This is a genomic window from Pseudanabaena sp. CCNP1317 (assembly GCF_034931345.1).
Classification (GTDB): Bacteria; Cyanobacteriota; Cyanobacteriia; order Pseudanabaenales; family Pseudanabaenaceae; genus Pseudanabaena; species Pseudanabaena galeata.
Map to the genome: position 1 here is coordinate 1 of NZ_JAYGIF010000107.1, position 22220 is coordinate 22220.

Here is a 22220-nt window from a genome sequence, read left to right on the forward strand (position 1 = left end):
TGCAGATGTTCATGTAACTTTTCGCAAAATACGCTAATCTCTTTCATAGGGGTTTTATTTGTGATGTGGTTATCTTTTATAAAACCCCTTCCTGTCTACTTTTGCAACTTTTTGTCCTGTACTAAGGTTGCGAAATTAATTTTTCTTGCTTAGCGATCGCCTTTTTGATTATTCAGAGATATCACCGAAGCGATCTCGATACTTTTGTAATAACGCCTCAGCTTGTTGCTTTGCCAATTCCGCTTGATCGGCTCGTTGAGATGCTTGGTTAGCGATCGTCTCAGCTTTCGCTGCTCTTTCATCACCCGTGAGCAATAGATTGCCCGATTCATCCCACCAACGCAACCAGTACAAATCAGCCTCCTGCTTAAGCCCGATCTCCACTCCCATCGGTGCAATATGATAATGACCGCGATCATTGTGTTGCATTTTTACATACTTGCGATCAATTAGGTGATAGACCTCAATTAAAGCTTTACTAGCGTCAAAAATGACATAAAAAGGGATACCAATTGCTTGTTCATAAACCCAAAGCTTTCCTGCTTTTTCACCTTCATGAGGAGATGTATAATCTCTCTCTTCCTTACCACTACCAGATACAAACTCAATCGCAATTAGAGGAACGACAAATTCTTTCCACAATACATAGGAACGCCGAAACTCTCCATTCAAAAGTGGTGGCACATTAGGTACATAAAACCAATCAGGTGCTTCTGCTCCCTTTTCTGGAGGCTCAGTCATCCGCCAATAAATACCGCTATCTTGACCAATGCAATAACGTCCATCGGGATGTAATTTCTGTAAAATCGGTTCAATGGAACTTGTTAAAACAATGCTTTGCGGATGTTCTTGAAAATTCTTCACGAAAGTACCATCAGACTCTGGTAGTTGAGTATGATCAGGGATGTTGATGTTGGCTAATTTAACTACATTTGGGTTAGCTGTTGGCACAAGTGTTTGAGTACTTTCCATCGCAATACCGAGATACACATTTTTCTACTTTAACATAATCTGAATGTGGCGATTAACACAGTCTGTAGGATAAGAAATAGCTAGCGATCACACTCAAGAAATTAGAAATAAATAACCAACCTCGTAGCGTGTGTTAGTGGAGCGTAACTGAATCCAGAGAAATACGGGTTCCTTCGATCCAGTATCCTCAGATCGCGTTGCTCGATATATCGTTTCGCTAAGGTTGGTGCTGCGGTCATAAAGTTTTTGGCTACTCTTTATGTAACTATTTTAAGCGATCGCTTGTCCGTCTAGTAGTTAAGAAGAGAAGTCATTGAAGCCAAGCTCAATAGATACAGCCTTCGCAATTTCTTTCCAATAGATATCCTCTAATACACCCTGTTTATTCTTGATTCTTCGAGCATCTACAGCCCTCATTTGACTCAAATTAATATGCCGATCGCCGCTTAGTCCATTCTTCGGGGTCGGTATAACATTCACAACGAATGGATAAGTTTTTTTATTAGGCAGTAATGGCGCAACTATGGTGGTTAATCCATTTTGATTGCCAATGTCATTTTGCAAAATTAAGCAAGGACGTTCTTTGCCAGTCTCACTGCCGACAATTGGGTTCAGATCGACCCACCATATTTCTCCTCGCTTATAAGTTAGCGTTCCATTAGGCATTTAAACCATCTTCTACAGTAACGTCCCAAACAGAAATCTCTTCTTGAAACATTGGATCGTTTGCTTGTTCTTTATAAGCATTTTCTAGTTCTTTCATAAAAATCCTCTGCTTCTCTTTCCAGAGGATGTCGTTGATAAAACTGCTGCGATTGCTTGCTAATCGATCAACAAAGCTGAGAACTTCGTCATCCAAGGTAATGCTGACTTTCTTACTCATTGCTTAATTTGCCTACGATAGTTTAGTAGGATTATATTGTCATACTACTTAATCCTATAGCAAATGTCAATGTATGAACATAACCCAGCAAAGCGGTGATCATACGAATCATCATTTTATTGCGATCGCTTGTCAGTCTGGAAGTTAAGATGCAGAGACAGAGTTTTTGTGCGATCGCAGATAGCTTTCGCTAGTCATCCAAAAAGTCAGGGATCTGGGCATTTATAGGTAAGTTACTTTCTGGGCAGTAAATTACAAGATCACCAATCGCACTTTCAAAAGTGAAAAATGATATAATTTACTGAAATTACTGCTATTTTTTCCTATGAAAGGCATTGAATATATCATAGATGATCAAGGAGAGAAGACTGCCGTTGTCATTAATTTGGAGCAGTGGGGTAAGGAATGGGAAGCGTTTTATAATCTTCTATTGAAGCAATCATTTCCTTCTGAAAGTTGGGTACATGAGGATTCTTTCTCCAAGAAACTAGATAAGGCTCTACAGTGGAATCATGATCATCCCTCTCAGGTATCGAATCTAGACTTATTAGAATCTCAACTATTGAAAAATGAGTAGAATTTTACTTGATTCATGATTCAGCCTATTGAACAATTAGCGATCGCATTACAAAATTAGCGATCGCACTAAATTTCATTACACTCTGCAAGATTGGCGATCGCACTTTCAAATTAGTTTATAATCAGGTTGTTGAGTACATTTTTACTTTGCAGAGGTATTTTATATGAGGCAATGGGAAAGTCTAGATGCCATCGAAAGGGAACCTCATAAAGTGAGTGGTGCTTGGGTATTTCGGAAGACACGAGTTCCAGTTTCGGCATTATTTGAAAATTTGCGCGATGGTGCTACTGTGGATGATTTTTTGGAATGGTTTCCGCCTGTAAAGCGATCACAGGTCGAGGCTGTATTAAACTATGAGCTTGATATGTTAGCTATTGCGGCTTAAATTATGAGGATTCTTTTTGATCAGGGAACGCCTGTACCTTTGCGGCAATATTTGACAGAACACTTTGTGACAACAGCCTACGAAGAGGGGTGGTCTAATCTGTCGAATGGGGATCTGCTTAAATCTGCTGAAGATAAGGGATATCAAATATTGGTGACAACGGATCGAAATTTGCGCTATCAACAGAATTTAAGCGATCGCCAGATTGCTATTGTTGTTTTGCTTTCTACCTCTTGGCCAAAAATTCGGATGCAGACTGATAAAGTTTGTGGTGTTATCAATGTCGTTAAACTTGGTGATTATGTTGAAATTTCTATCTGATTTGCATTGTGATAATTACAAGTTTTTTTTAATTGCATTAACGTATCTACCAAAAGCAGCGATCGCACTACAAAATTGGCGATCGCACTCAAAAAATTTGAAACAAATAACCAATCCCGTAGCGTGTGTTAGCGGAGCGTAACGCACAAACAGTTAGCATTAAAAAGTGCGTTACATTGTATTTATTCATCCTGCAAAATTGGCAATCACACTCTGAAATCTTTACCCAGCATGAATCGCGAATATTTTGTCTGAGACCCTTGTTAGGAGATTATTTTAGGTTTTTAGTCCTGCAATAAGGCGAATCAGATAAAAAATTGATTCAAAAATTAATAATATAAAAATCTTGACACGAAAAAAAAAATGAAATATAGTCATGCTAGAAATCACTAAAAAACGTATTCCAACCAACTGACACTCTACTTCTCAAATCAAAGATATATATATATTATGGAATATAAATTAAATGAAAGTGATTTGAGTAGGGCTGTTAATCATATTAATGATGTTTCTCAAGCTCTTGATCCAGCTAGAAGAGAATTAATCAGTTACCAACTAAAGTTTATTACAGGGCTGAACAATATTTCTCTTATGCCAGACATGGTTACGTTATCTATTAATGCAGTAGAGCGTTCTCATGACAAATCTAGTTTAGGCGTAGAATTAGCCGATTTTATTCATGGTGTAGTGGTTTTCGCTAAAGCTGAATATTTTGCTGCGGCTGAAAAAAGCAGAAAAGCTGCAATCGATCTTCTTAAGTCTACTGCACATATTCTCATAGGTAATGTAGTGCGATTGGCAGAATCTGTAGCAACAGGGATAGGAGCAGCGATCACTACACTTCGTGATTTATTCCTTGGCGAGGATAGTTGGATCACAAAGCTTATTGATTATTTTGCTCATAAAGCTAATTTCAAACAAACAGAAGAAAAATTTGTGAAGTTTGTTGAAATTACTCTTCAAAAGATTTCACGCGAACCATTATTAATGAATCAGTCTAAGTTGTATAGCGAAATTGCATATGACCACGAGGATTTATTGGTAAAACGCAAGAAGCAACTTCTTGAGAAAGAATATCCAAAACTGAATAAATTTCAAGTGTTGAGTCTCGTTGGTCTGACAATTGTATCTATCCCCATAGTTTTACTTTCAATATTTTTTGGTGGTTGTCTGGTATATCTTTTTGTCTCTAATACGAAACGAATGCTATCAAAAGAAAAAGAATTAGAAGTATATAAAAGTTGGCTTAGACAAGTTCAATCATATCGATATCAAAACTAAGCTAGATGTATCAGATTTCATCAGGATTGATGTTAAGCGATCGCAGATAAGCGGCAAGTTTTTATTTTTCTTGACACTCCTGTTGCGAAATTAACTTTGCTTGCTCAGCGATCGCCTTTTTGATTATTCAGAGATATCACCGAAGCGATCGCGATACTTTTGTAACAACGCCTCAGCCTCAAGTCTAGCCTGACGCTCTAAGTTCGCATGTTCTTGAGTAGTGAGATATCTTTTCCCAGAGCGATCGTACCAATAGACCCATTCGCGTTGCCAACCATCATAAATACCCTGCTCACAACCAATTCCCAAACCAATCTCAGGAATCCATACCATTCTCCCGCCCTCCGCTAAAAGCACCACCGCAGGCAAAAGTTGATATTTTCCATCAACTAACTTGTACACCTCTAAAGATTGATGATCCTTATACAATCGGCGACCAGAAGTAGAATTGTACACCACATAATAGAGAATTCCCACCTCTGCATACTTGGCTAACTTCGTATCGTATTCCCCATTGTATTTTTTAGAAACAACTTCTAAAGCCAGAATAGGCATTACTTTTTCCTGCCAAACCACATAGCTCAAGCGTCCACCTTCACCAGTTTGCTTCGGTACACCCAAAGCAAGAAACCCATCGGGAACGATCGCCTTAGACTTGGCTGGCTCCTCAATATTTGGTTCGTAATACACTCCCATATCGACACCCCAAAACCAATCAGAGCGATCGCTCCAAATCTCTCGCAATAGGTTTAATAAAAGATTGGGAATGTCATTTTGGAGTTCGTTATCCACAGGCGTTTCATCGGAATCGGGTAGGTCTTCCGCAGTTGGCAAACGGTATTGAGAAGGTACAGTAACCATAGTTTTTTGGTACTTTACGTTGTCACTATTCTGACATGTTTTTTGCTTTATCGTGGCGATCGCAGAATGTCCAAAAACCATCAAATAGGGCAGCAATTCTCATTATGAAACCGATTTGGGTGTTTCCAGCGCCTTCGGCGCTGGAAACACCCAAATCGGTTTTTTGAAAGCCCACCAACGGGGGGCTTTCAAAAAACCGATTTTTATAATGAGAATTGCTGCAAATAGGGTCAGATTTCATCAGGATTGATGCCAAGCGATCGCAAATATGCGGCAAGTTTTTCTTTCTCATGACGCTCCTGTTGCGAAATTAACTTTTCTTGCTCAGCGATCGCCTCCGCCTGCAATCTTGCCTGTTGCTCAAAAGAACGCTCTAGCTCAGCCTGAAATCTCGCTCTTTCTGCCTCAGCATAGGAAAGCAAAACTTGATTAGAAACTGGATCGTAAAACCGAAAACCTCGATCTGGATATAAATGTAAATCCAACCCCAAGACTTCACTACGCAAGGACAATATATTGTCTGGTAAAACTGAAACTGCGATCGCTACATACTTACCTTGTTCTAACCGTATACCCTGCAAAGAATCAGGCTTTAGAAACTCTCCCGTCGGGTCATACTGAAAATATTCCTTCACTCCTAACCTACGATAAATTAGTGGATTCTCATCGCGGTCTTTTATTACAGTTCGCTTTGAAGTAATTTCTAAAACAAAATCTGGAGCTTTTCCACCTTCTTCATAGATTTTGTAACTTACACGGTCTTCCTGACTCATCCCAAATACCACAAATGTATCAGGCGCAATTCTTTTTTCGATATTATTGTCGAGATAACGGATAAATAGATTTCCAGATACATAGACATTTTTCCGTTTCTCAAACCATAACTGCAATGCTTCGGTTGTATAGCTAAGATTGCGTCTTTGTTTATCACCCTCTGGCATTGGCTCAAAATCCTCGTCGGGAGCATCAATAAAAATTATCTTGCTGCGGGTTGCATCCTGAAGGGAATCGCTAGAAACTGTCATAACGGCTCTCCAATTTAGTTTTTAGCATTGCGGCGAAACCTCGTTGCTAAAAAATTGCTTCATTTAACCTAGCATATCCAATCAATGCTTATAAAAAGATACAAAAGGATATTTTTATTTACATATATAATAATTTTTAAAAGATGCCACCAGCAAAAACATCACACCAAACTTAAATACTTACCATGTCTCTAAGTACCCAAAATGAAAGCTCACCCCATCATGTTGTTATTATTGGCGGTGGCTTTGGGGGGCTATATGCCGCCCAAAAGCTAGGCAAATCAAAGGTTCCCGTTAAAGTCATCCTCATCGACAAACGTAACTTTCACCTCTTCCAGCCCCTACTTTACCAAGTCGCCACAGGCAGCCTCTCCCCCGCCGATATCGCCTCACCGTTGCGGGCAGTCCTCGCCGAAAACAAAAATACCAGCGTCGTTATGGGAGAAGTGCTAGATATCGATCCCCAAGCGCAGGTAGTTAAATTAAAAAATCACTTAGATATAAGCTATGACTCGCTGATCGTGGCGACAGGAGTTAGTCACCATTATTTTGGTAACGATCAATGGTCGGAGCAAGCCCCCGGATTAAAAACCATTGAAGATGCGATTAATATGCGTCGCCGTATCCTGAGTGCCTTTGAAGCAGCCGAAAAGACCCATGATCCTAAGTTTAAAGAAGCATTGATGAACTTCGTGGTCATCGGTGGAGGTCCAACGGGCGTAGAACTTGCGGGAACCTTAGCGGAACTTGCCCATCGCACCCTCAGTGATGAATTCACGAATATTGATACCAAGAAAGCGCGAATCATCCTGATTGAAGGAACCGATCGCGTATTGCCTCCATACCATACTGATCTCTCTGAGGCAGCTAAGCAATCCCTACTGAAGTTAGGAGTGGAAGTCAAAACTAGCGCGATGGTAACGAATATTGAGGATCATATCGTCACCTTCAAATTGGGTGAGCAAGTTGAGCAAATTCACGCGCAAACGATTCTCTGGGCAGCAGGGGTAAAAGCTTCACCGATGGGTAAAGTATTAGGCGATCGCCTGAATGCGGAACTAGATCGCGTTGGGCGCGTGGTTGTGCAGCCCGATATGTCGATCGCTAATTTTCCTAATGTCTATGTGATTGGGGACTTAGCGAACTATCCACACCAAGGCGATCGTCCACTGCCGGGGGTTGCGCCTGTGGCGATGCAGCAGGGTGAATATGTGGCGCATCATATTGAAGCGAAGGTACAAGAAAAGGAACCCTCAAAATTCAAGTATTGGGATTTTGGTAGCCTAGCTGTAATTGGTCGCCATGAGGCGGTTGTTGACTTTAAGTTTATCCGTCTCAAGGGTTGGTTAGCGTGGTTTATTTGGACATTTGTTCATGTATATTATCTGATTGAATTTGATAATAAACTTCTTGTAATGGTTCAATGGGGATGGAACTATTTCACCCATCGCCGTGGCGCGAGAATTATTACTGGTAGATACTTACAGGTATTAGAAGAAATGGAAGGAATCCGAGCAGGTGGGCTTTCCTTGGAAACAAGGGAACCAGCCGAGGTTGCCTAATTGATGACGCACAACGTAGATTAGGGATTTCTTGTTACTAGCCGAGAAGGGCAACCACGGGGGGATTGCCCCTACCTAAGAAATACAGATTTGGGTTATGTAGATGTAGGAGCTGTGCCCCCGTGCCAGCCCTAGCCTTCAAACATCTCAAGAATTCCCAAATACAAAAAAAGGAGTCGCTTTGCGACTCCTTTTTTTAGACTTCACCCATTGCTACCATTTGGATTGCACGGGGCATTGCGGGATCGAAACCTCCCATGTCCCAAGAATTAGGATCTTTAGGATCGACTAGCGAGAGTTGATAGGGAGCCAAGGTCACATAGATTGCCTTTGCATTAGCATTCACCTTGCGGCGATATTCAGCCAAGGCTTCGCTAGGATGACGACGACCTGCCCAAGACTCCGAATCAGTCCAGAAGCAGAACACATCCGCATAGAACCTATTCTTAATCGCCCAATCGTAAGCCACTGACGCATCAGTACCACCAAAGTTTTGGTTCGAGGCCTTTTGCATTGCCGATGTGAAGGAATCCTGTTTGGTGATTCCCAAATCGCGGAAGTCGGTCGCAAATCCACGGATCGCATAGTTGGTTTCCGCCTTCACCGTTGCTAAAGCCATCGTTGCTGCAATTTCGCAACAGGTCAAGCCGATGGAACTAACGGTGTAGTAAGACATCGAACCCGACACATCGATCGCATGGAGGAAAGTCGCACCCGTTGGCGCGATCGCATCGAAGGACATTTCTAGAGCAGTTTCCAGAATATCGACAATACGAGGAATTGCTTCCCAAGTCTTTTGGCTACGTCCGAGCGCACCACCCGACTGATAGGTTTTGAGAGCTTTCAAAACATCAATGGGGTGAATGCGTCCCTTCTTCAGGCGATCGCGATTGTTCAACACATTGGCGACATGCTTCAAGTTATCCTTGTTTTTTGCTGCCAAGACACCAATTTCGGTTAAAGAACCAAGGTTTCTCAATAGCGCCCCGATGGGCATTTCCTTAAAGAGCAACTTCCATGCACGCATATCCATCTGTCCGATGGGAGCCGCCATTTCATGGGTGAGTTTACCCTTAGCGATCGCTTCATGAGCCCTGTCAGGGTGACGCTTTAGCCATTCATACCACCAGATTTGCGACAAAGCATCCGATGGAATTTGGGTCGGAAGTGCATCCCAACCCTTGACCACCCATTGATAGAGTGCTTGTTGATCGTCGGTTTCAGGCTTAACGTGAAACAAACGCAGCGCATCACGGTGCGAGAAGCCTTGCCGTTGTTGGTACTTCAGCAATTGATAGGCTAGCGCCTTGGTGTCGGGATTGGAGAGCCATGCCTTACCGCTTTCACGAATGACTTTACCAAAGCCACGCATCGACTTGGTATAGTTCATCCATTCATAGAAATGGCTACCCGTGCGAACAACTTGTGGAAAGATTTCCATGAAGTTCCGCTTCGCCGCTTGGCTGTCACCCATCGATAGCAAGACTAACGCCAGAATAGGAGCGCTGTTATTCACGGAACGTCCATCACTAGCATAGAGAATTTCGCACTTTACGAGATCGGGATTTTCGGCAACACATCTCCGCACTGTATCGATGAAATCGCCAGACAGTTCGTGTTTGCCAGCGTAGTAGGTGCTTTTAGCCGTACCAATCAGCAAGCAACGCCGCAACATGCGCCAGATACCTGCATCAAAGGCAAAGCCACCCGATCGCCCTTGAATCATTTCTGCTTCACGACCTGCGATCGCTTGAGTTTGAGGTGTACCTTTGGGTTTCTGGAATAAAAAGTTGTAAGACATGACATTCTCCGTCCCGTAAGGGAAAAGTTAAAGAGAACTTCCTTCGCCTCGACCAAAGAGAAGGGATATTTTTTGAAGATTTTGATTGCACAGTAAGGGCAATCAAAATCTTCAAAAAACTAAAAGCTAATTGCTAACAGCTAAAAACTTTTAGAAGGGGGTGGAATGGGACTCGAACCCACATCTCGCGACACAAAGGGTGAGATCATTCCAATTGATAACCTTAAGTCTGCGTCCCTTACGGGCTAAAATGCGTTCTACCAGTTGAACTATCCACCCCAAGATTTGGGATAATTTCAGTTCTCAAAATGGCTTTGCCATTTTGAGAAGCAAAACCTACAAGGTTTTGCTTCTCAATCAGTGAAGGTGTAACTACATTTCCACAGATTGAGATTTTATCCCAATTGACGGAGAGGGACTCGAACCCTCGACACTTGGCGTTTCAGGCGATAACCCTAAATCTGCGACCTTTGCAGGTAAGTGACGAAAAAGGATGTTTTCAATGCTCTACCCACTGAGCTATCCGTCAATGTTTATCGAATTTAAATTTTGCCGTAAGCAAAATTTAAAACAAGAGTTTTATCGAATTTGAATTTTGCCTGTAGCAAAATTCAAATTCAGAGTTTCAATTTTGGGATAGATGCTACTTGCTACCAAGCAGCATCTGTTTGGTGGCAATAACCCTGAATGCTTCAGCCCATACAGGCAAGTCATTGCATAAAGGAATTCAGCAGTTCGCGAGGCTGCATCTCCTTTCTCAATTGCTATACAACTACATGATTAGTAACTGTAATGACAATCAGATTCGGTGTTCTACGCGCTTGAACTATGTCGCACTACATTTATACTACACGTACTACAAGAATGCAATAGCGATCGCAAATTTATTTACAACTTCACTTACAACACTCTGCGCTTACAGCTAAAGTCATAAAATTTGCGATTGAAGAACTTAATGGCAGGCATATTCGTAGGATCGTTATCGACAAGCATTAAACGCACATTATCCTCAATCATGCGCTCAATAATTTTATCGACTAGGCGATCGGCTATAGCGGTTTTCAAATGAGCAAGAGCAAGGTAAATGATTATGTGGAGGCTGCCAAGTAAAATGTGTAAAGTTTAGAAACTTGATGTGGAGACGATCCTCGAAGAGGATAGCAAAGTGATTAAGAGCAGGTATCCAATCCCGAATCGGCATTGTCCATTTCTTAGAAATATTCCGCATCGCCAAATAAACGAGCTTGAAAGCTGCCTCATCGGACAGGAAAATCTGTTGAGATATAATCACTTTACGCATTGGGAAAACCAGTCAAACCATCAACGCAAGCAATCAAAATATCTTTGACTCCACGGTTATGAATTTCGGTGAGTACGGACAATCAGACTTTGGCTCCCTCATTGGGGGAAATCCACATATCCAGAAATTCCTTATACTTTTCACTTTGAAAAACAGAATTTGCTTTTGACTGCTTCTTTATGAAAATATGAACACAAGTGGACTCGAACCACCGACCCCCACGATGTCAACGTGGTACTCTAACCAACTGAGCTATGCGTTCTGACGGATTAATAATATAACATAGTGGAGTTATATTCAACAAAAAATCTATGAAACTAATTTTGTATAGCAAGCAAGGATGCTGCCTCTGTGAAGGTTTGCTGACAAAATTACAACAGGTTAAGCAAGTTGCCTTCGAGCTAGAAATTAGGGATATCACCAGTAACCCAGACTGGTTCGATCGCTATCAATACGAAATACCTGTACTGTGTCTGCTTAACGATCGCCAACAAGAACAGGAATTACCAAGATTTCCGCCGCGATCGCCTGTTGATAAATTAGAAGTATTACTTCAGCGCTATTGCTAAATTTATGGTATCCATGAATTTGTCAGCACTTGCTTAGTCGTCGTCAGTGCATAGATATCAATCACCCCCGGATATCTAGAAGCTCCCCGCGTTTTTAAGCTAGACATACCCAAAGCAATTTTGGCATTGCCACTATCGTTAGGTTTAGAGCATCGACTAAAGCGACTATGGGCATTGACAAAGATCGTACTGCTATTAACGCGACTCACAAAGTGATCTCGTTCAGATAAAGAATCTGTCAGCAATACATCGGCATGACCACTGCTGTACTGATTGATCCATGCGATCGCCTCTTCAGTGTCATTCACAATTTTGATAGCGATCGTCTCGTCTAAATAAGCATGTCCCCAAATATCCTCAGACTCGATCGATTGGTCAATGAGAATTTTACTTGGTTTATCTGTTTCCTCGCTATGGGACTCCTCAAGAAATTGCCGAAAATAGGCGGTGGTCTCAGCACATCCACGCACCACTAAGCCTTGCTTTCTAAGAAGACTAATCCACTCACCGAGACTACGATCCATTAAAGAGCGATCAAGCCAAGACCGATGCACAATTACCTTCTCGATCGCATTCACCGCATCAGGATCGCCTTTACGGCTATTCAGAATAATTTCTTTGGCAAAGTCCAACTTCCCTGAAGCCGCTAAATATAGATAGCAATTGCCCATGGAGACGGGCAGAGCGGAAACTGTCGCCTGTTTACTCACCTGCTGCACAAAGCTAGGACGACCATAGGGAATAACTAAACGCAAGTACTTTTCTTGGACAATTAGTTCTTTGAGGGTGACACCCTTGGGGACACAGGACATACAGGCTTCAGGGAAATTTCTGGCGACAAGAATTTCCTTCACGATCGCCGCGATCGCTTCTTGGGTATTTGTACCTTCGCTGCCACCCTTGAGAATAATCGTATTACCGACCTTAAGACACATCCCTGCCGCAATTAAGCCCAATTGAGGAAAGCCCTCATAGATAAAAGCTACTACACCCAAAGGAACGCGTTGATAGCCATTAATCCCCACATGTAGGGTAAGTGGATCAGGCAGATTTGCAAGCTGGGTCAAACATTCGATCGCATTGTTGAGACGTTCGGGAGTCAGTTTTAGCCACTCTAGTACCAACTCAGGCACAGCCATATCTCGGCTAGCTTCTAAATCCAATGTATTCGCTTCTAAAATCGCGTTTTTATGCTTTTTAATGCTATTAGCGATTTCTATTAACAACCCATCACGATCTCTAGTAGAGATTTGCATGAGTTGCAGCGCCGCCGCATGGGATTTATAAATGAAGCCTGTAAGGTCTTCTGGTGACATACTCTGTAATAAATAGTTGTTAAAGATCGCGCTGTCGAATCACGAGCAATCGCCATATTAGCAAACCTAAAAGGGTAAACAACAAAATGGCTAGAGGAATACCTAAAGTTGATTTGAGATTTAGCGCCCAGACAATGACTAAAGCAAAAAACAATAATGAAGCCGCATATATCAAAGCCATTTCTATCCAAGCTTGCTGGCTATTTCTACGAATAGGTTGCCACTTGCCATTCCATTGCCATGTATGTTGTTGTGACTCAATCCCACCTACCTGCAATAGACTATAGCCGTCGTTTTCTAGCTGAAATAGCAAAGAACAGCGATCGCATCCAAAAGCATCAGTTAGTGCGATCGGTTTTAGCTTGCCGCGTTTGCGAGGGCAAGGACAGGGGTAAATTTGCTCTAGATCGATTTTTTGAGGCTTATGAATATGCACTAGACAAACATGCTCAACAAGGATGCTAAGGGTAGGCTCAGAATAGGAATATAGATCGGGAGACTAATCAAAATGATTGTATAGCAATCCTAAATCATTTGATAGGAAAGGCAAGGGGCTTAAGCCCCTTGTTTAGCAGCCTTAGATTCTCGGTTTGGCTACTTTTACTCACTTGCCAGTCAAGCATTTAGTGTTGCGGGGGCAAAGTACCACAAAACTAAATGCTGACAACAATAGCTAATTAAACAAGCTTTTTCTTGATTTGCGCTCCTAAATAGGTTGTGAGAGTGCGCCCCGAAGGGGCGCACTCTCACAACCTATTTAGGAGCGCTATAGATGTCTATTAAAATTTTGTGTAGTAATTTACCAAGATTGCTGTATTATTTTATTCGGTGCAAAAAAACACCTAATCCACGCGGATGTGGCGGAATTGGTAGACGCGCTAGATTTAGGTTCTAGTATCTTTGATGTGAGAGTTCGAGTCTCTCCATCCGCATATATAGCGCTTTGCGCTCAAACCCATAAAAAACTTTAAAATCGTTGCTAAGCAACGATTTTAAAGTTTTTTATGGGTTTAGGGCTTCTTTTTTATTTAAGCCATTCTTCGAGGCTAGTGGTTAATTTACCTGTAATTTGGGCAGTAAGCTGATCGCGCTTTTGTTTACGTAGCCATTTTTGAAATTGCTTTTCGTACTCTTCGCTTTCTGACTGGTAAATAACCCATGAATCCAGTGCAATAGCTAATCCCCAAAACAATAGAGGATAGATTGCCCAGCCGATTCGACCAGATGTAAAAAGGTTGAGTGCTACTAAAAAAGAATTAACGATCGCGTATTTTAGTACATTTGATTTTAAAGATTTTCTTTTGTATTTATCAAACTCTAATTGCTCTTTACGAACGGATTGTGTAGATTGCCATTCCTGTACAGATGCTAAAAAATCGGCTTCACTGATGCCCATATCGGAAGCAATCTCATATACTTGCTGTTTGGTCAGATTTTGACCATTGGTTCTCTTGGCAAGGGCATAACGGAGAATCTGATCGACTTGCTCTTCTGAATAAGTTTCCATATTTTCCTCAATCACTACAAGGTCTTATAGCGGTTTGCGCTGACTTAAAACCCAGAGAAATTTTTAAAAGCGATGCTTAGCGTCGGTTTTAAAAATTTCTCTGCACCACTCAAAGAGTTGTTTGTATTTATCCTAGTTCAGTAATGAAGCGATCGCAGCAATCGCGTAGCCAATAGGTATAAAATTGTGGAGATTCTCGTATATTAGTTTGTAAAGCCTTTAAATCTATCCATTTCCAATCTTCGGCTTCTTCAGGATTGAGAACAGGCTCGCGATCGCAATATCCTAGCAGCACATGATCAAACTCATACTCAGTTAGTTCATGATCTAGATTGGCACGATAAACAAAACTAAATAGCTCTTGCAATTCACAGTCAAAGCCCATTTCTTCTTGCAGGCGACGATGAGCAGCATCTAATGTCATTTCATTGGGGCGTGGATGACTACAGCAGGTATTTGTCCAAAGTCCTCCTGAATGGTATTTATGTTTAGCCCGTCGCTGTAATAAAAGCTGCCCCTGCGAGTTCAGTACAAAAATCGAAAAAGCTCGATGTAGTGAACCATCCCGATGTGCTTGCAATTTTTCCGCAATCCCAATTTGGCGATCGCTTATATCCACTAAAATAACTTGCTCTTCTAAAAGCGTATTTATCTGCGCTGTTGCACTCATGGTATTTACAAAAATAATATTTTAAAAGCCTTGCTTTGCAAGGCTTTTAAAATATTATCTGTTTTTGCTTAGGTCACTTGCATTAAGACAAATCAAACCCCAAAAAGCAAGTGGCGGCGCTTCGCGCCGCCACTTGCTTTTAAACTCGTGCCAAATATATCGGTTAGAATGTATTACAAAACTACACATTCGCAGGAGTTTTATGGATACCATCGACTTAGAAAAGCTTTTTCAACGAGGCTACTATGTCACCCTCGGTGCAACATCATCATTACTTGAGGTAATCCAAGACCCCACCAAACGCGAAGAAAATCTCAGAAGGTTGGGGCGCAGTTTTGATGAGATTACTCAAGAGCTTGCTGAAAAGGGAGTAGCAACCGAGGCGGAAGCTCGTAGCTATGTGGACAAGTTTATCGCACAACAGGTAAACAGTTCACCTACAACTAATTCAGAATCAGCAGGTTTAACTACTGTAACCACAACAGCTAAAACTGTTGAGGACAATGCAGTAGATAGTGTATCGGAGAAGCCTCATCAATCAGTAAAAGCAAGTATGCGTGATGAGATAAAGGAACTCACAGAACAGTTAGCAGGATTACGCTCGGAATTAGAGAAGTTCCGTTCAAACTAAAAAGGAAGAGGTGCTTTGAGCGCCTCTTCTCTTTTTTTATCAATTAAGTAGCTCACCATAATTAAAACCTAAAACCAGAAGCAGTCCCGCTCGCTACGCGGGCGGGACTGCTTCTGGTTTTAGGCATAGCTACTGAAGATCTCTACAGTTCTCTCACATCAAACAGCGATCGCCCCTCACCACCTATAAACCCGATCTCCTTTACCTTCATCAAACAGCGATCTCAATTACTGTTTTGTCTATGCTTCGTAATGTCCACCGATAGCGATGATGTATATATTTTCGTCATCAAAGCTATAAACTAGCCGATCTTTGTCAGATATTCGGCGCGAGTAATATCCAGCTAATTCATATTTCAATGCTTCAGGTTTTCCAGTTCCTTGAGTGGGATCGCCCTTTTGCATTTCTTTGAGAATATTAAACAATTTTTTGTGAATGGGTTTATTAGTTTCTCTCAAATATTCGTATGTTTGCAGAGTATCTTCATGAAATACGACTGAGCGCATGATGCTTCTGTTTGTGGGTTTCGATTAGTAATTGAATTTGTGTAATTAGCTCTGGATTTTTTAGGATGTAGTCAAAGTCGAGAGATAGATTTACTTGGCTAGGGTTCAATTTTTTAGAATTATGCTTGAACTGCGTGATCTGTTGCATTAAGCGCGGATTACTCAATACATATTCAGTTTCTTGGTGTGTATCCATAAGTCTTGGTAAAGTTTATAGTCTACAATTACATTCCTAGCATACCCGATACGTTGTTGGATAGCGATCGCACACCTCGCCTCCATAAATGCAATTGCCTGAATCTCAATATCAAACAGCGATCGCACCCACACCACCCACAAACCCGATCGCCTAAATCTCAACATCAAACAGTGATCGCCCCTCATCACCCAACACCCGATCGCCTATCTCCTCAAATAAAACAGCGATCGCCCTTCATCACCCATAAAACCGATCGCCTATCTCCTCAAATAAAACAGCGATCGCCCTCATTTAACTATTTAAAAAATCACTTGATTAAAAATCCCAATTTTTTTCTTGCTTGTGAGTGGTATTCATCTAAACATTCATAAAGAACTTCAATATCCTCAGATTTTCTTCCTTTTTGGATACATTCTACTAAAGCATTTAGACACTGAACTAAAAGATGTACGGTTGTCGATGGATTATCTTTCTCAGGTCTATTTGGATCGTAGTGGCTGAGTAAAGTCGTTGCATTTTTAATAGCAGTAGGTTGTCTATGTCTAAGCTCTTCATAAATTGTTGTACTATTCTTCTCGTATCTGTGATTAAGTAGCTTGGTTAAGCTTGATTTATAAGCTGTTCGCGATATCCCAGTGTTATAAAAATGAAAGTGTAGTAAGTACCATAATTCAAATGCTTCATTCGAGTATGCTACATGCATCTCATTGTTGTAAGCAGAAGTTATGGCGGTATTAAACTGTCCTGAAGGGAATGAGTCTCGATCAAAAACACACCAAACGTAATTATAGTTCCTCTGATCTTTTATTTCTTTGGCTCTCTCTACTAAGCTCAATGTATTATCGCCTAATCCAATCACATCCAATTGTTCCACAGATAGATCTGGAATGCGAAAAGCTTGAAAGTAGTTAGGCTCAGTCTTTTTACCTTCACAAATAATCAGAAATGAAGGCAAAATACCCCGTGTGTCAACTGTTCTCTCTAAGTAACTCTGAACTCTTGCCTCAGTACGTGATCGTTTAGCCATTTGAATTACCTAATAATTTTTGCAAGTTACCGATAAATGGAATAGCACCATATTTACCATGAATGTAATTATCCTCAAATGAAGCATCATTTCTTACCTTCTTGAAAGTTTCTTTTTTTGAGTCTTCTTCAATAGGTATTTTATATTCAGCTAGGGAATAAAGATGAGTAGATCCTTTTTCGTCCTTCTCAGCGAACCAGATTTGATCTCTTCTAAACATTTTGTGGCTTAAGAGGTTCGTATCATGGGTAATAAAAACTATTTGAGCATTGTTTGGATTTGTCTCCTTGGAGTTGAAAAGGTCAACGATCGCACAAGTAATCAGAGGATGAATACTAGAATCAAATTCATCAAAAAATAAAATCCTACCTTTTTTTAAGGTGTCTATTAATAGTCCTGCTAATGCAAATAATCTTTTAGTTCCTTCTGATTCATGGGTATCAAGATCAAAAAGTTCATAATTCTTGTCGCCGCTTTGATCGTATTTCCAATGAAATGTTGTTATTGAAGTTCTTCTCAAAGAACGTAATTGTATCTCTGTAAGTCTCTCTTGAAGACCTTTTGAGAATTGAGACAAATCGGGTTCTAGTGTTTCTATCTCAATGTCATTAATCCCTAAATCTAATTTTTTAATCAATTCAACAATTTCATCTTTGTATAAGCCATCTTCAAAACACTTGACAGTATACCTCCGATTTTGGAGATCATCATTTGGGTCTACTATCGATAAAGATTGAAACCAACGCAATATTTCTTTAGCAATTTTACCATTCCACTGGGAAACAACAGATAAGAAGAGAGCATTGTCTCTAGTTCTTATCTCAAGTCCTGTCCCTTCACTAAATGGAGCTTTTACATCAATTTGCTTGTTCTCACGCACAAAAAGCTTTCGTTCTCTCGTAGTTGGAGTGTCAAACAACCACTCAGATACAACTTCTTGAGAAGTAACTTCAAATCCATATCTGTACTTTCTTTTATTGAGAATAAAAATTATCTCAAAAACGGATGGTTGTTTTTCTGTTTCTGTACTTAATCTAAACGGCTCAGAACGTATAGATTCACCTTCTTGGGACTCTTTAGATGAACTAAGTATAAACCAACGCATAAATCGTAGAGCAGCATGGAGATTGCTCTTACCGCTAGCATTTGCTCCATAAATAACGGCACTTTTTAATAGACTTAACTTTGAATCTACTTCAATAATATTTTCTTGATCTAATTTCTTGTCTTTTGAAACGATTTTTGCTGCGACCATACTAAAGTTCGCTTCATCCCTAAAAGACATATAGTTTTCAACATTAAATTCAATTAGCATATGATCTCATTCCAGACATGTATTTTTATATTGAAAAAGCTTTAATTGCGAATTATCCGTAAATATCTCTATTATAACTATATATATGCCTCTTTAAGATCGATTTTGTCGTCATCGATGAAATCCAAAACGTCAAACAACGCGATCCCAATCCCAACAAAGAATGCAAACGCCGCAAAACCCTTAACTACTACTCTCCGATCGCCTAAATCTCAACATCAAACAGCGATCATCATTCACTGAGCCTCAATGTAATTGTTTAGATGTTAAGATCGAAAGTATCGCTAATTTAGCAAGAGATTGATATGGTTACACTTGCCGCGAAAAATTTAAATTTTGAAGACGTACAACATCTATTAGGCTTCCATGAGTTTGGAGAGATGGGTGTTTTTTCTGATTATTTGGATTTGGAATCTATTTCTGATTTTGAGCAAACAGAACTAACCGAGATTTGTACTAATTTTCGGCGGTATCTATTGTCAGGTAGAGTTTCCGAAGGACAAATTAAGTTTCTTGCGCTTGCACCTCTAATGAATTTGACAGGTTACTATAACCAAGCGATCGAGTTGCTTTTAGAAGAAAATATTCAGCGTATTGATATTCTCGAAGCGGATACTAGCATTACTGGTAGATATGATATTTTGGCGGTTAAAAAATCTGGAGTTCCAAATTTAACCAAGCTTTGGGTGCTGATAGTTGAAGCAAAGAGAGCGGGGATTGAACCTTTTACAGGAATTCCGCAATTATTAACTTATGCTCATGAGTCTTTGCAGTCTCAGTCTTCAGTTTGGGGTTTAGCAACAAATGGTTTGCATTTCCAGTTTATCCGCATCTGTGCAGGAGAATCACCGATCTATCAGTTATTTCCTTCTTTATCTCTGATCGAGTCTGAGCCTTCTATACAGATTCTTAAAGTTCTTAAAGCTATTTGTAAATCATAGGAGTTGCATAGCGATCGCCCCACACCACCCACAAAACCGATCGCCTATTCCTACAACATCAAACAGCGATCGCCCCTCATCACCCATAAAACCCGATCGCCTTCTACCTCACATCAAACAGCGATCACCTCCTCAACACCCACAAAATCTGATCGCCTATTCCCTTCAATCAAACAGCGATCGCCACTTATCACCCACAAACCAGATTGCCTATCAATCAATAAAAATCACCAGACTCTCGGTTGTAAATTTTGACTATTGGCAATAATCACAGAATCTCCTGCGGGTTCGATTAAAAATAGTCCTTCTTGTGTTGCATATTCATCTGCCTTTTCATCAATTTTTATTCCTGCTACGGCTCCATAAACCTTGTAATTTTTATATTTTGGAAATGCCTCTTTAAATCTTGCTAATACTTCTAAAAACCTCTTCACATTGCGAATTTCTAAATGTGACTTAACTTCGATCGCTACGATTTCATTACTATTTTCCACCAGAATATCAATTTCCATTGAGCCTCGATCATCATCACCCTTTACGCGCATAGCGGTGTAATGAACGTCAATTCCCTGTTCTCTAAAAATTCTAGCGGCGGCAGGTTTGATTAGATTTTCAACAAATTCTGCCCATCGGCTGGTTAGTCCTCCGACTTGTTTGTTAGTTTGTTCAATTTGTTTATTAGTTTGTTCAATAGTCTTTCGGAGTTCCGCCATTTCTAGTTCGGCTTGGTGCTGATATTCTTGGCGTTGTTGTTCGCTTTCGCGGAAGAGGGCGAAGATGTCGTCTAGAGTGATAGTGTTATCGGACATGGTATATATGGGATTAATTGTGGTGTAAGTATTTTAGCAATTAAGATAGGTTTTTGTGATCGCCTATTCCCCACATCAAACAGCGATCGCCCCTTCACCACCCACAAACCCGATCGCCCATTTCCCCATCAAACAGCGATCGCCCCTTCACCACCCAAAACCCGATCGCCTTTTTCCCACATCAAGCAGCGATCGCTATTTAATAAAAGTACTTGAACTACCAAATTCTTGGTTCAAGAATTTGGCTGTTGGCAATAATGACTGAATCTCCTGCGGGGGCGATTACAAATAGTCCTTCCTGTGTTGCAAAGAGATCGGATCTTTCATCTATTTTTATTCCTGCTACGGCTCCATAGAGTTTGTAGCTTTGATATTTGGGAAACGCTTCTTTAAATCGTTCTAATGTTTGCAAAAACCGCTTTATATCTCGGACTTCCAAATGAGATTTCACTTCGATCGCTACGACTTCATTAGTGTTTTCTACAAGAATATCGATTTCAATGGAACCTTTCTCATCTTGTGCATCAACTCGTAAGGCAGTGTGATGCACGTCTATGCCTTGCTCTTTAAATAATTTTGCGGCGGCAGGTTTAATTAAGTTCTCTACAAATTCTCCCCATCGACTAGTTAATCCTCCTATTTGTTTGTTGGTTTGGGCAACAATTTTACGAAGATCTGCCATTTCTTGTTCGGCGATACGCTGATATTCTTGGCGTTGCTGTTCGCTTTCGCGGAATAGTGCATAAATGTCTTGAATCGTAATTTGTTCAGTCATGTGTTTTTAATTGATAGTGCCAATTTAATTTTAACATTTGGGATAAAGCTGATCGCCTATTCCCCACCTCAAACAGCGATCGCCCTTTTCATCACCCACAAAACCCGATCGCCTATTCCCTAATCAAACAGCGATTTCTAGTAGTGAAAGCGACAGGCAAGAACTCTGATTTTATCGTTTAGGACTTCATAAACTAGACGATGTTCTTGATCAATACGGCGCGACCAACAGCCAGATAGATCGTGTTTTAGAGCTTCGGGTTGACCTGTACCTTCAAATGGATTACGTTGGACTTCACGAATCAGTTTGATGATTTTCAATGCTTTTTTGCGATCATTTTCAATCCACCAAGCTAAGTCTTCAAAGGCATCTGCATCAAATTCCAAGTTTTTCACAGGCTGCTTCCAAAGAGATTCCATCTTGACGTTTTCTAGCTGCAAGCAGTCTTTCTTTCATAGTTGGACTGCTGAGCAAATAGGCAGTTTCTCTTTCTGCCATTAGTTCTTGCCAAAAGGCGATGGGAACAACTACGGAGACAGTTTGCCCCTCTGAATCACAGATGTATTGTAATGCGTTAGTCATAGCAGCCAATATAACTTACTGGATTAATCATAATTATAACTGATCGCCCATCACCACAACAAACCCGATCGCTTATTCCCCACATCAAACAGCGATCGCCCCTCACAACCAATAAAAACTGATCACCTAAATCTCAATATCAAACAGCGATCGCCCCTTACAAAAAACTGATCGCCTATTTCTCAAAATCAAACGGCGATCGCCCCCTCATCACCTACAAAAAACGATCACCTATTCCCTTAATGCTAGGCAGCCATTCTCTCATACTATTGAGTAGACCTGTTGGGTAATAACAATTAAAATCGCTAAAAACGTTACACAGAGAAGACCTCAAGGATTTTTAGATTAAAATCCTTGAAACTCTTACACAGAATAACTTTCGAGTTTTTTGACTTATTACCC

General features: G+C 40.7%; 29 protein-coding genes, 4 tRNA genes and 3 pseudogenes. 12 read left to right on the top strand and 24 right to left on the bottom strand.

Going from position 1 to position 22220, the window contains the following annotated elements; genetic code table 11:
- Positions 1 to 168 precede the first annotated feature (168 nt).
- The 3 genes from VB775_RS19490 to VB775_RS19500 form a co-directional block, all read right to left on the bottom strand.
- The gene (locus tag VB775_RS19490) at positions 169 to 972 is read right to left on the bottom strand and encodes a Uma2 family endonuclease (RefSeq protein ID WP_407072956.1); all 804 of its coding nucleotides are present in this window, start codon (positions 970 to 972) and stop codon (positions 169 to 171) included.
- Between the two features lie 297 nt (positions 973 to 1269).
- Positions 1270 to 1638, bottom strand: coding sequence for a type II toxin-antitoxin system PemK/MazF family toxin (locus VB775_RS19495; protein WP_281007778.1), 369 nt, complete (start codon positions 1636 to 1638; stop codon positions 1270 to 1272).
- Complete coding sequence (locus tag VB775_RS19500) at positions 1631 to 1855, bottom strand: hypothetical protein (protein WP_281007779.1); 225 nt, start codon at positions 1853 to 1855, stop codon at positions 1631 to 1633. Before VB775_RS19500 ends, VB775_RS19495 begins: the two co-directional genes overlap by 8 nt.
- A 325-nt stretch (positions 1856 to 2180) precedes the next feature.
- On the opposite strand from VB775_RS19500, the gene VB775_RS19505 reads away from it, so the two are divergent.
- From VB775_RS19505 to VB775_RS19520, 4 genes are all read left to right on the top strand, one after another.
- Positions 2181 to 2432, top strand: coding sequence for a hypothetical protein (locus tag VB775_RS19505; RefSeq protein WP_281007780.1), 252 nt, complete (start codon positions 2181 to 2183; stop codon positions 2430 to 2432).
- Positions 2433 to 2598: 166 nt separating this feature from the next.
- Positions 2599 to 2820, top strand: coding sequence for a DUF433 domain-containing protein (locus VB775_RS19510; protein WP_281007781.1), 222 nt, complete (start codon positions 2599 to 2601; stop codon positions 2818 to 2820).
- Positions 2821 to 2823: 3 nt separating this feature from the next.
- Positions 2824 to 3141 (top strand): hypothetical protein, encoded by a 318-nt coding sequence (locus tag VB775_RS19515; protein WP_281007782.1) that lies wholly within the window; start codon positions 2824 to 2826, stop codon positions 3139 to 3141.
- 450 nt (positions 3142 to 3591) lie between these two features.
- Positions 3592 to 4422: a hypothetical protein gene (locus VB775_RS19520; RefSeq protein ID WP_281007783.1), complete on the top strand. Its 831-nt coding sequence runs from the start codon at positions 3592 to 3594 to the stop codon at positions 4420 to 4422.
- Positions 4423 to 4545: 123 nt separating this feature from the next.
- Here the strand turns inward: VB775_RS19520 and VB775_RS19525 are convergent, their stop codons facing one another.
- Positions 4546 to 5283 (bottom strand): Uma2 family endonuclease, encoded by a 738-nt coding sequence (locus tag VB775_RS19525; protein ID WP_281007784.1) that lies wholly within the window; start codon positions 5281 to 5283, stop codon positions 4546 to 4548.
- Positions 5284 to 5513: 230 nt separating this feature from the next.
- Positions 5514 to 6308 (bottom strand): Uma2 family endonuclease, encoded by a 795-nt coding sequence (locus VB775_RS19530; RefSeq protein WP_281007785.1) that lies wholly within the window; start codon positions 6306 to 6308, stop codon positions 5514 to 5516.
- Positions 6309 to 6493: 185 nt separating this feature from the next.
- Here VB775_RS19530 and VB775_RS19535 point away from each other — a divergent pair, with 185 nt between their 5' ends.
- Positions 6494 to 7870 carry an NAD(P)/FAD-dependent oxidoreductase gene (locus tag VB775_RS19535; RefSeq protein WP_281007786.1) on the top strand — a complete coding sequence of 459 codons (1377 nt, stop codon included), beginning with the start codon at positions 6494 to 6496 and terminating at the stop codon, positions 7868 to 7870.
- Between the two features lie 196 nt (positions 7871 to 8066).
- Here the strand turns inward: VB775_RS19535 and VB775_RS19540 are convergent, their stop codons facing one another.
- The 7 genes and pseudogenes from VB775_RS19540 to VB775_RS19565 all read right to left on the bottom strand — a co-directional run bounded on the left by VB775_RS19540 (position 8067) and on the right by VB775_RS19565 (position 11233).
- Positions 8067 to 9671 (bottom strand): TROVE domain-containing protein, encoded by a 1605-nt coding sequence (locus VB775_RS19540; RefSeq protein ID WP_281007787.1) that lies wholly within the window; start codon positions 9669 to 9671, stop codon positions 8067 to 8069.
- 157 nt (positions 9672 to 9828) lie between these two features.
- A tRNA-OTHER gene (locus VB775_RS19545) sits at positions 9829 to 9950 on the bottom strand.
- Positions 9951 to 10075: 125 nt separating this feature from the next.
- A tRNA-OTHER gene (locus tag VB775_RS19550) sits at positions 10076 to 10200 on the bottom strand.
- A gap of 407 nt (positions 10201 to 10607) precedes the next feature.
- Positions 10608 to 10721: pseudogene (locus tag VB775_RS26575) on the bottom strand (GNAT family N-acetyltransferase); the annotation flags it as partial.
- A gap of 88 nt (positions 10722 to 10809) precedes the next feature.
- A pseudogene (locus VB775_RS26580) lies at positions 10810 to 10941 on the bottom strand (IS256 family transposase); the annotation flags it as partial.
- A gap of 25 nt (positions 10942 to 10966) precedes the next feature.
- A pseudogene (locus tag VB775_RS19560) lies at positions 10967 to 11104 on the bottom strand (transposase); the annotation flags it as partial.
- Positions 11105 to 11159: 55 nt separating this feature from the next.
- A tRNA-Val gene (locus VB775_RS19565) sits at positions 11160 to 11233 on the bottom strand.
- A 49-nt stretch (positions 11234 to 11282) separates the two neighbouring features.
- Between VB775_RS19565 and VB775_RS19570 the strand changes: the two genes are divergently transcribed.
- Entirely contained in the window at positions 11283 to 11540 is a 258-nt protein-coding gene (locus VB775_RS19570) for a glutaredoxin family protein (RefSeq protein ID WP_281007790.1), read from the top strand.
- A gap of 2 nt (positions 11541 to 11542) precedes the next feature.
- Here VB775_RS19570 and VB775_RS19575 read toward each other — a convergent pair whose 3' ends face one another.
- Positions 11543 to 12856 carry an aldehyde dehydrogenase family protein gene (locus VB775_RS19575; RefSeq protein ID WP_281007791.1) on the bottom strand — a complete coding sequence of 438 codons (1314 nt, stop codon included), beginning with the start codon at positions 12854 to 12856 and terminating at the stop codon, positions 11543 to 11545.
- A gap of 19 nt (positions 12857 to 12875) precedes the next feature.
- Positions 12876 to 13292, bottom strand: coding sequence for a hypothetical protein (locus tag VB775_RS19580; RefSeq protein WP_281007792.1), 417 nt, complete (start codon positions 13290 to 13292; stop codon positions 12876 to 12878).
- 415 nt (positions 13293 to 13707) lie between these two features.
- On the opposite strand from VB775_RS19580, the gene VB775_RS19585 reads away from it, so the two are divergent.
- A tRNA-Leu gene (locus VB775_RS19585) sits at positions 13708 to 13788 on the top strand.
- Between the two features lie 92 nt (positions 13789 to 13880).
- Here the strand turns inward: VB775_RS19585 and VB775_RS19590 are convergent.
- A complete protein-coding gene (locus VB775_RS19590) occupies positions 13881 to 14363 on the bottom strand; it encodes a 2TM domain-containing protein (protein WP_281007793.1) in 483 nt (160 codons plus the stop codon).
- A gap of 127 nt (positions 14364 to 14490) precedes the next feature.
- The gene (idi, locus tag VB775_RS19595; protein WP_281007794.1) at positions 14491 to 15033 is read right to left on the bottom strand and encodes an isopentenyl-diphosphate Delta-isomerase; all 543 of its coding nucleotides are present in this window, start codon (positions 15031 to 15033) and stop codon (positions 14491 to 14493) included.
- 202 nt (positions 15034 to 15235) lie between these two features.
- Here idi and VB775_RS19600 point away from each other — a divergent pair, with 202 nt between their 5' ends.
- Entirely contained in the window at positions 15236 to 15664 is a 429-nt protein-coding gene (locus VB775_RS19600) for a hypothetical protein (RefSeq protein WP_281007795.1), read from the top strand.
- Positions 15665 to 15903: 239 nt separating this feature from the next.
- Here VB775_RS19600 and VB775_RS19605 read toward each other — a convergent pair whose 3' ends face one another.
- Positions 15904 to 16170 carry a Txe/YoeB family addiction module toxin gene (locus VB775_RS19605; RefSeq protein WP_281007796.1) on the bottom strand — a complete coding sequence of 89 codons (267 nt, stop codon included), beginning with the start codon at positions 16168 to 16170 and terminating at the stop codon, positions 15904 to 15906.
- Positions 16148 to 16366 (bottom strand): hypothetical protein, encoded by a 219-nt coding sequence (locus tag VB775_RS19610; protein ID WP_281007797.1) that lies wholly within the window; start codon positions 16364 to 16366, stop codon positions 16148 to 16150. Before VB775_RS19610 ends, VB775_RS19605 begins: the two co-directional genes overlap by 23 nt.
- A 5-nt stretch (positions 16367 to 16371) precedes the next feature.
- Between VB775_RS19610 and VB775_RS19615 the strand changes: the two genes are divergently transcribed.
- Positions 16372 to 16740 carry a hypothetical protein gene (locus VB775_RS19615; RefSeq protein WP_281007798.1) on the top strand — a complete coding sequence of 123 codons (369 nt, stop codon included), beginning with the start codon at positions 16372 to 16374 and terminating at the stop codon, positions 16738 to 16740.
- Here VB775_RS19615 and VB775_RS19620 read toward each other — a convergent pair.
- Together VB775_RS19620 and VB775_RS19625 are read right to left on the bottom strand one after the other, a co-directional pair.
- A complete protein-coding gene (locus tag VB775_RS19620; RefSeq protein WP_281007799.1) occupies positions 16677 to 17396 on the bottom strand; it encodes an RloB family protein in 720 nt (239 codons plus the stop codon). The two genes, VB775_RS19615 and VB775_RS19620, sit on opposite strands and share 64 nt — an antisense overlap.
- Positions 17389 to 18711 carry an AAA family ATPase gene (locus tag VB775_RS19625; RefSeq protein WP_281007800.1) on the bottom strand — a complete coding sequence of 441 codons (1323 nt, stop codon included), beginning with the start codon at positions 18709 to 18711 and terminating at the stop codon, positions 17389 to 17391. The genes VB775_RS19620 and VB775_RS19625 overlap by 8 nt, the downstream gene beginning before the upstream one ends.
- A 305-nt stretch (positions 18712 to 19016) precedes the next feature.
- Between VB775_RS19625 and VB775_RS19630 the strand changes: the two genes are divergently transcribed.
- Positions 19017 to 19652, top strand: a complete 636-nt coding sequence (locus tag VB775_RS19630; RefSeq protein WP_281007801.1) for a restriction endonuclease subunit R — start codon at positions 19017 to 19019, stop codon at positions 19650 to 19652.
- A gap of 3 nt (positions 19653 to 19655) precedes the next feature.
- Positions 19656 to 19907, top strand: a complete 252-nt coding sequence (locus VB775_RS19635; protein ID WP_281007802.1) for a hypothetical protein — start codon at positions 19656 to 19658, stop codon at positions 19905 to 19907.
- Here VB775_RS19635 and VB775_RS19640 read toward each other — a convergent pair.
- Together VB775_RS19640 and VB775_RS19645 are read right to left on the bottom strand one after the other, a co-directional pair.
- The gene (locus VB775_RS19640; RefSeq protein WP_281007803.1) at positions 19880 to 20461 is read right to left on the bottom strand and encodes a DUF3782 domain-containing protein; all 582 of its coding nucleotides are present in this window, start codon (positions 20459 to 20461) and stop codon (positions 19880 to 19882) included. The genes VB775_RS19635 and VB775_RS19640 overlap by 28 nt on opposite strands.
- A 217-nt stretch (positions 20462 to 20678) precedes the next feature.
- A complete protein-coding gene (locus tag VB775_RS19645) occupies positions 20679 to 21236 on the bottom strand; it encodes a DUF3782 domain-containing protein (protein ID WP_281007804.1) in 558 nt (185 codons plus the stop codon).
- On the opposite strand from VB775_RS19645, the gene VB775_RS19650 reads away from it, so the two are divergent.
- Entirely contained in the window at positions 21213 to 21359 is a 147-nt protein-coding gene (locus VB775_RS19650; protein ID WP_323216913.1) for a hypothetical protein, read from the top strand. The two genes, VB775_RS19645 and VB775_RS19650, sit on opposite strands and share 24 nt — an antisense overlap.
- A 14-nt stretch (positions 21360 to 21373) precedes the next feature.
- On the opposite strand, the gene VB775_RS19655 is transcribed toward VB775_RS19650, so the two are convergent.
- Positions 21374 to 21655 carry a Txe/YoeB family addiction module toxin gene (locus tag VB775_RS19655; RefSeq protein WP_407072943.1) on the bottom strand — a complete coding sequence of 94 codons (282 nt, stop codon included), beginning with the start codon at positions 21653 to 21655 and terminating at the stop codon, positions 21374 to 21376.
- Complete coding sequence (locus VB775_RS19660; RefSeq protein WP_281007807.1) at positions 21612 to 21818, bottom strand: prevent-host-death protein; 207 nt, start codon at positions 21816 to 21818, stop codon at positions 21612 to 21614. The genes VB775_RS19655 and VB775_RS19660 overlap by 44 nt, the downstream gene beginning before the upstream one ends.
- Positions 21819 to 22220 lie beyond the last annotated feature (402 nt).

What these genes read in the sequence shown, in the direction of transcription:
- VB775_RS19515 (WP_281007782.1), top strand. Translation starts at nt 2,824, where the DNA reads ATGAGGATTCTTTTTGATCAGGGAACGCCTGTACCTTTGCGGCAATAT.
- VB775_RS19495 (WP_281007778.1), bottom strand. Translation starts at nt 1,638, where the DNA reads ATGCCTAATGGAACGCTAACTTATAAGCGAGGAGAAATATGGTGGGTC.
- VB775_RS19490 (WP_407072956.1), bottom strand. Translation starts at nt 972, where the DNA reads ATGGAAAGTACTCAAACACTTGTGCCAACAGCTAACCCAAATGTAGTT.
- VB775_RS19605 (WP_281007796.1), bottom strand. Translation starts at nt 16,170, where the DNA reads ATGCGCTCAGTCGTATTTCATGAAGATACTCTGCAAACATACGAATAT.
- VB775_RS19640 (WP_281007803.1), bottom strand. Translation starts at nt 20,461, where the DNA reads ATGTCCGATAACACTATCACTCTAGACGACATCTTCGCCCTCTTCCGC.
- idi (WP_281007794.1), bottom strand. Translation starts at nt 15,033, where the DNA reads ATGAGTGCAACAGCGCAGATAAATACGCTTTTAGAAGAGCAAGTTATT.
- VB775_RS19505 (WP_281007780.1), top strand. Translation starts at nt 2,181, where the DNA reads ATGAAAGGCATTGAATATATCATAGATGATCAAGGAGAGAAGACTGCC.
- VB775_RS19510 (WP_281007781.1), top strand. Translation starts at nt 2,599, where the DNA reads ATGAGGCAATGGGAAAGTCTAGATGCCATCGAAAGGGAACCTCATAAA.
- VB775_RS19620 (WP_281007799.1), bottom strand. Translation starts at nt 17,396, where the DNA reads ATGGCTAAACGATCACGTACTGAGGCAAGAGTTCAGAGTTACTTAGAG.
- VB775_RS19570 (WP_281007790.1), top strand. Translation starts at nt 11,283, where the DNA reads ATGAAACTAATTTTGTATAGCAAGCAAGGATGCTGCCTCTGTGAAGGT.
- VB775_RS19520 (WP_281007783.1), top strand. Translation starts at nt 3,592, where the DNA reads ATGGAATATAAATTAAATGAAAGTGATTTGAGTAGGGCTGTTAATCAT.
- VB775_RS19625 (WP_281007800.1), bottom strand. Translation starts at nt 18,711, where the DNA reads ATGCTAATTGAATTTAATGTTGAAAACTATATGTCTTTTAGGGATGAA.
- VB775_RS19655 (WP_407072943.1), bottom strand. Translation starts at nt 21,655, where the DNA reads ATGGAATCTCTTTGGAAGCAGCCTGTGAAAAACTTGGAATTTGATGCA.
- VB775_RS19610 (WP_281007797.1), bottom strand. Translation starts at nt 16,366, where the DNA reads ATGGATACACACCAAGAAACTGAATATGTATTGAGTAATCCGCGCTTA.
- VB775_RS19500 (WP_281007779.1), bottom strand. Translation starts at nt 1,855, where the DNA reads ATGAGTAAGAAAGTCAGCATTACCTTGGATGACGAAGTTCTCAGCTTT.
- VB775_RS19645 (WP_281007804.1), bottom strand. Translation starts at nt 21,236, where the DNA reads ATGACTGAACAAATTACGATTCAAGACATTTATGCACTATTCCGCGAA.
- VB775_RS19600 (WP_281007795.1), top strand. Translation starts at nt 15,236, where the DNA reads ATGGATACCATCGACTTAGAAAAGCTTTTTCAACGAGGCTACTATGTC.
- VB775_RS19660 (WP_281007807.1), bottom strand. Translation starts at nt 21,818, where the DNA reads ATGACTAACGCATTACAATACATCTGTGATTCAGAGGGGCAAACTGTC.
- VB775_RS19535 (WP_281007786.1), top strand. Translation starts at nt 6,494, where the DNA reads ATGTCTCTAAGTACCCAAAATGAAAGCTCACCCCATCATGTTGTTATT.
- VB775_RS19540 (WP_281007787.1), bottom strand. Translation starts at nt 9,671, where the DNA reads ATGTCTTACAACTTTTTATTCCAGAAACCCAAAGGTACACCTCAAACT.
- VB775_RS19590 (WP_281007793.1), bottom strand. Translation starts at nt 14,363, where the DNA reads ATGGAAACTTATTCAGAAGAGCAAGTCGATCAGATTCTCCGTTATGCC.
- VB775_RS19525 (WP_281007784.1), bottom strand. Translation starts at nt 5,283, where the DNA reads ATGGTTACTGTACCTTCTCAATACCGTTTGCCAACTGCGGAAGACCTA.
- VB775_RS19530 (WP_281007785.1), bottom strand. Translation starts at nt 6,308, where the DNA reads ATGACAGTTTCTAGCGATTCCCTTCAGGATGCAACCCGCAGCAAGATA.
- VB775_RS19575 (WP_281007791.1), bottom strand. Translation starts at nt 12,856, where the DNA reads ATGTCACCAGAAGACCTTACAGGCTTCATTTATAAATCCCATGCGGCG.
- VB775_RS19630 (WP_281007801.1), top strand. Translation starts at nt 19,017, where the DNA reads ATGGTTACACTTGCCGCGAAAAATTTAAATTTTGAAGACGTACAACAT.